Origin of the sequence: Streptomyces sp. NPDC007162, from assembly GCF_040634175.1 — a bacterium.
Classification (GTDB): domain Bacteria; phylum Actinomycetota; class Actinomycetes; order Streptomycetales; family Streptomycetaceae; genus Streptomyces.
This window is the reverse complement of sequence record NZ_JBEYFC010000698.1, coordinates 1-3,893: the sequence shown is the minus strand read 5'-3', so window position 1 is coordinate 3,893 and position 3,893 is coordinate 1. Positions and strand designations below refer to the sequence as shown.

General features: G+C 73.0%; 2 protein-coding genes. Both read left to right on the top strand.

Features of this window, described 5'->3' with window-relative positions; all coding sequences use genetic code 11:
* Positions 1–94 precede the first annotated feature (94 nt).
* Entirely contained in the window at positions 95–2,719 is a 2,625-nt protein-coding gene (locus ABZ646_RS42300) for an SDR family NAD(P)-dependent oxidoreductase (protein WP_360531827.1), read from the top strand.
* Positions 2,720–2,747: 28 nt separating this feature from the next.
* On the top strand, positions 2,748–3,893 hold a 1,146-nt coding region (locus ABZ646_RS42295; RefSeq protein ID WP_360531830.1), incomplete at its 3' end, for a beta-ketoacyl synthase N-terminal-like domain-containing protein.

Genomic DNA, 3,893 nt, shown 5'->3' with positions numbered 1-3,893 from the left:
GTCAGGGCGTGCCGGAACGAACGTCAGCCGACAGTAAAGGTGGGGCCTTGACCCAAGGCTGCTCGTCGACCGGAACGGCACCGGTCACACCACTGTGGAGACTGTCGACACAGTTGGCTCGTCGCCGGTCGTACTCGCCGTGGCGGCCGGGGCCGGTCCCGTCGTCGACGCCACGCACGAACTGACCGGCTGGGTTCTGGAACAACTGCAGCACTGGCTGCGTAAGGAACCCGTCGCTCCGCTGGTCGTGTGGACGCGCGGGGCGGTCGCGGCGCACCCCGGCGAGTCCGTGGGCGACCTGCCCGCCGCGGCGGCGTGGGGTCTGGTGCGCTCGGCGCAGAGTGAGAACCCGGGCCGGATCGTCCTGCTCGACACCGACGCCGCCCTCGACGCGGCCGTGCTGGGCCGGGCCCTGGCCACGGACGAGCCCCAGCTGGCTCTGCGCGGCGGGCAGTTCCAGGCCGCCCGCCTGACCCGGGTCGGACCCGCCGACGAATTGGCCGTCCCCGGCCCGGACACGCCGTGGCGGCTCGGCCTGACCGAGAGCGGGACGCTGGACGGCCTGGCCCTGTTGCCCTGCCCCGAGGCGACCCGGCCGCTGGCCCCGCACGAGGTGCGGCTGGAGGTACGCGCCGCCGGCCTCAACTTCCGGGACGTGCTCAACGCCCTGGGCATGTACCCGGGCGAGCCCGGCCCGCTCGGCAGCGAGGCGGCCGGCGTGATCGTCGAGGTCGGCTCCGGCGTGACCGGCCTGGCGGTCGGCGATCGGGTCATGGGCCTGGCCTTCGGCGCGTTCGGCCCGCTCGTGGTGACCGACCACCGGCTGCTCGTGGCCATGCCGGCGGGCTGGCAGTTCAGCACCGCCGCTTCGGTCCCGATCGTGTTCCTCACCGCCTGGTACGGCCTCGTCGACCTCGCCGGCCTGCAGGCGGGCGAGTCGGTGCTGGTGCACGCCGGCAGCGGCGGCGTCGGGCTCGCCGCCGTCCAGATCGCGCGGCACCTCGGCGCCGAGATCTTCTCGACCGCGAGCCCGGCCAAGTGGCCGGTGCTGCACGAGTGGGGCGTCGCGGAGGACCACGTGGCCTCGTCCCGCGACCTGGACTTCCACCGGCGCTTCACCGAGGGCACCGGCGGCCGCGGCGTCGATGTCGTACTCAACGCCCTGGCCGGCGAGTTCGTGGACGCCTCGCTGGATACGCTGGCCCCCGGCGGGCGGTTCGTGGAGATGGGCAAGACCGACGTCCGCTCGTCCGAGCAGGTGGGGGGCCGCCACCCCGGGGTGAGCTATCAGGCCTTCGAGCTCATGGACGCCGGGGCCGTCCGAATCCAGGCGATGCTGCGGGAGCTGGTCGAGCTATTCGAAGCGGGCGAGCTGCGACCGCTTCCGGTGGCCGACTGGGACATGCGTCAGGCGCCGGCCGCGTTCCGGTACATGAGTCAGGCCAAGCACATCGGCAAGCTCGTGCTGACCGTTCCGGCCGCGACGCGACTCGCCCTCGACAACGACGGCACGGTTGTGATCACCGGCTCCGGCGGTCTGGGCGGGCTGGCCGCACGCCATCTGGTTCGCGAGTACGGCGTCCGGCACCTGTTGCTGGTCAGCCGCCGTGGCGCGGAGGCCCCCGGCGTGCCGGAGCTGGTGGCCGAGCTCGCCGGCGAGGGGGCCACGGCCCTAGTCGCCGCCTGTGACCTGAGTGATCGGCAGGCTCTGGCCGGAGTTCTCGCGTCCGTGCCGCCGGACCACCCGGTGACCGGCGTGGTGCACACCGCCGCGGTCCTGGAGGACGGCGTCATCGGCTCGCTCACACGAGAGAAGCTCGACCGGGCGCTCGCTCCCAAGGTGGACGCGGTGTGGCACCTGCACGAGCTGACCCGCGACCTCGACCTGTCGATGTTCCTCGTGTACTCGTCGCTCGCCGGGCATCTGGGCAGCGCGGGGCAGGGCAACTACGCCGCCGCCAACGTGTTCCTGGACGCGCTGATGCGCCGACGCCGCCGGGACGGCCTGCCCGGCCTGTCGCTGGCGTGGGGCGCGTGGACGACGGAGGTCGGCCGGGTCGGCGAGCTGTCTCGCGGCGACCTGGAACGCATCAACCGCTCGGCCATGCCGCTGCTCGGCGTCGAGCAGGGCATGGAGCTGTTCGACCGCGCGCTGCGTACCGGTCATGCGGTCCTCGGCCCGGCCCGGCTCAATCCGCAGGCCCTGCGGGCACAGCCGGACGTCGCACCGCTGTGGCGCAACCTCGCCGGTGGTGCGCCCCGCCTCCCCGCGGCAGTCAACACCCGCAACGGGCACGAGGATCTCGAACATCGGCTCGCCGGCTTGTCCCGGGCCGACCGCGAGAAGATCCTCACCGACCTGGTACGGGGCTCGGCCGCGACCGTGCTGGGGCACGCCTCCGCGGGCCGGATCGACACCGACCGGTCCTTCAGCGAGCTCGGCTTCGACTCGCTGACCTCGGTCGAGCTGCGCAACCTGCTCAGGACCCGGACGGGCCGGACACTGTCGTCCGGCGTGGTGTTCGACTATCCGACCGTCACCCAGCTGGCCGGCTACGTCGACTCCCTCTTCGCCCCCGCCGAGCCGTCCGGCGACGAGGACGGCCCGGACGGTGCCGTCGCCCACCGGGCTCGGCCGGCCGACGACGGTCCCGACGAGGCTCTTCTGCTCGACGCCGACGTCGACGACCTCATCAACATCGCGCTTCGCGATCAGTGAACGACCAACCCGGGAGCTGATGATGGCTGTGTCCGTTGACAAGCTGACGGAGGCCCTCCGCGCTTCGTTGCTGGCCAACACCCGCCTGCGCCAGGAGAACAAGACCCTCGCCGACGCGGCGGGCGAGCCGATCGCCATCGTGGGCATGGCCTGCCGCTATCCCGGCGGCGTGGCGGGTCCGGACGACCTGTGGCGGCTGGTCGAGTCCGGTGGTGACGGCGTCGGCCCGTTCCCGGCCGACCGGGGCTGGGACCTCGACGAGCTGCTGGGCACCGCCGGATCCCCGCCCGCGTCGGTGACCAGCGAGGGCGGCTTCCTGGCGGACGCGGGGGACTTCGACGCGGCCTTCTTCCGGATGTCGCCCCGCGAGGCCCTGGCCACGGACCCGCAGCAGCGGCTGCTGCTGGAGACCTCGTGGGAGGCCCTGGAACACGCGGGGATCGATCCCGTCGCGCTCAAAGGCAGCCGGACCGGGGTGTTCGCCGGTGCCTACCAGATGGGCTACACCGGGCTGGTCACCGAATCCGACGAGCAGCTTCGCGGCCACGCTTTCACCGGAGGGGCGGGCAGCGTCACCTCCGGCCGGGTGGCGTACACGCTCGGCCTGGAGGGTCCCGCGGTGAGCGTGGACACGGCGTGCTCGTCGTCGCTGGTGGCGATGCACCTGGCCGCGCAGGCATTGCGGGCGGGGGAGTGCACGCTGGCACTGGCGGGCGGCGTCACCGTCATGGCGACGCCGGAGACCTTCATCGCGTTCACGGTACAGGGCGGGACGGCCGCTGACGGGCGGTGCAAGTCGTTCGCCGAGGCCGCGGACGGGGCCGGCTGGTCCGAGGGCGTCGGCATGCTGGTCCTGGAGCGGCTGTCCGACGCTCGCCGCAACGGCCACGAGGTGTTCGCGGTCATACGCTCGAGCGCGGTCAACCAGGACGGCGCCTCCAACGGCCTCACCGCCCCGAACGGCCCCTCGCAGCAGCGGGTGATCAGGCAGGCCCTGGCCGCAGCGGGCCTGTCGCCGACCGACGTGGATGCGGTGGAGGCCCACGGCACGGGCACCAAGCTCGGTGACCCGATCGAGGCACAGGCGCTGCTGTCCACGTACGGCCACAACCGCCCCGACGACCGGCCGCTGTGGCTGGGATCCCTGAAGTCGAACATCGGCCACACGCAAGCC